Source organism: Microcystis sp. M49636_WE2 (assembly GCF_030065375.1).
In the GTDB taxonomy this organism is placed as follows: Bacteria; Cyanobacteriota; Cyanobacteriia; order Cyanobacteriales; family Microcystaceae; genus Microcystis; species Microcystis aeruginosa_C.
Genome location: NZ_JASJFG010000718.1, coordinates 1 through 1204 on the forward strand (window position 1 = coordinate 1; position 1204 = coordinate 1204).

At 42.6% G+C, this 1204-nt stretch carries 2 protein-coding genes; both read left to right on the plus strand.

Translation table 11 applies throughout. The annotated features are described in order from the left end of the window. The coding region (locus tag PX484_RS16490) for a Na(+)/H(+) antiporter subunit B (protein WP_502882757.1) at positions 1-311 on the plus strand (311 nt) is incomplete at its 5' end. After that, positions 311-973: a Na(+)/H(+) antiporter subunit B gene (locus tag PX484_RS16495; protein WP_002801099.1), complete on the plus strand. Its 663-nt coding sequence runs from the start codon at positions 311-313 to the stop codon at positions 971-973. The genes PX484_RS16490 and PX484_RS16495, both read left to right, overlap by 1 nt. The last annotated feature ends 231 nt before the right edge of the window (positions 974-1204 follow it).

The following is a 1204-nucleotide window of genomic DNA, read 5'->3' on the forward strand; positions in this document are numbered from 1 at the left end:
TGCGTTTAGGAGTAATTGCCGAGGAAACCGATACGGTTTTAGAACAGTTAAAAACTCAACTACAAACGGTTTTAAGTAAGCGTTTTATGCGTTTAGAATTAGTTGCCTACAGTGATAAACAAGCTTTGCAACAGGCACTTAGGGATAAAGATGTTCATGCCGTCTGTATCCGTCAAGACAATCCAGAAAACATCCCCTACGAAACCACAATTAGATTACCCTATCTCTACGATATTTTTAAAAATGAATTAACGGCAGCAAACACGATTTTAACCTGTATTGAAACCCCAAAATTAGAGGAGAAACACTAATGAAATGGATTTACACTCTAGCCGCCATTGCCTTTGCTATCAAAATGGTAATTATTCCGAATACTGCTTCCTCTGTATTATCCTTAGACATTGTTGAATCCTTGGTGCGCGACGGCGGTGTTCCTAATGCGGTTTCGGTGGTTATTTTTCGTAATCGTCTCTACGATACCATCTATGAAGTGGTTGTTTTTACCATTGCCATTATGGGGGCGAATTTTCTTCTAGCCACCGAAAAACCCGCCAGTAAAATCCATCAATTTACCGACCAACCTTCAATTATTTTAGCCCGTTTAGGGGCAACAATTACCGCTTTAGTGGGCATTGAATTAGCTATCCGCGGACATTTAAGTCCGGGGGGAGGTTTTGCCGCCGGAGTCGCCGGAGGTACGGCAATTGGTTTAATAGCCATTACCTCGTCTCCCGAATGGATGCAAGCAATTTATCGCCGTTGGCAAGCGGCAACATGGGAGAAAATTTCCGTCTTAGTTTTTATTGTTTTAGCCGCCATTACTCTCTCAGGATTTGAGTTACCCCACGGGGAATTAGGAGCGCTATTTAGTGGCGGCATTTTACCAATACTAAACATTTTAGTCGCCGTTAAAGTAGCTTTAGGTTCCTGGGCAGTAATCCTCGTTTTTATCCGCTATCGCGGTTTATTGTGAGAGGTTAATATAGTCATTTCAATTAAGATTGATACTATCAACGCGCGAGGAATTTGCCCTGTTTCCCAACACCCTAACAACTTAGATAATTAGGGCTTGCTGAAAAAGTTTTTCGGTGGTGGCAGGGTGTGGGGTGTGGGGTGTGGGGTGTGGGGTTTTATCGATTTTCAGGTGGTCAACTACCTAATTTTCAGGGAAAAAGTACCTGAATTTTCCCCCCAATCACTCCAA

What these genes read in the sequence shown, in the direction of transcription:
- PX484_RS16495 (WP_002801099.1), top strand. Translation starts at nt 311, where the DNA reads ATGAAATGGATTTACACTCTAGCCGCCATTGCCTTTGCTATCAAAATG.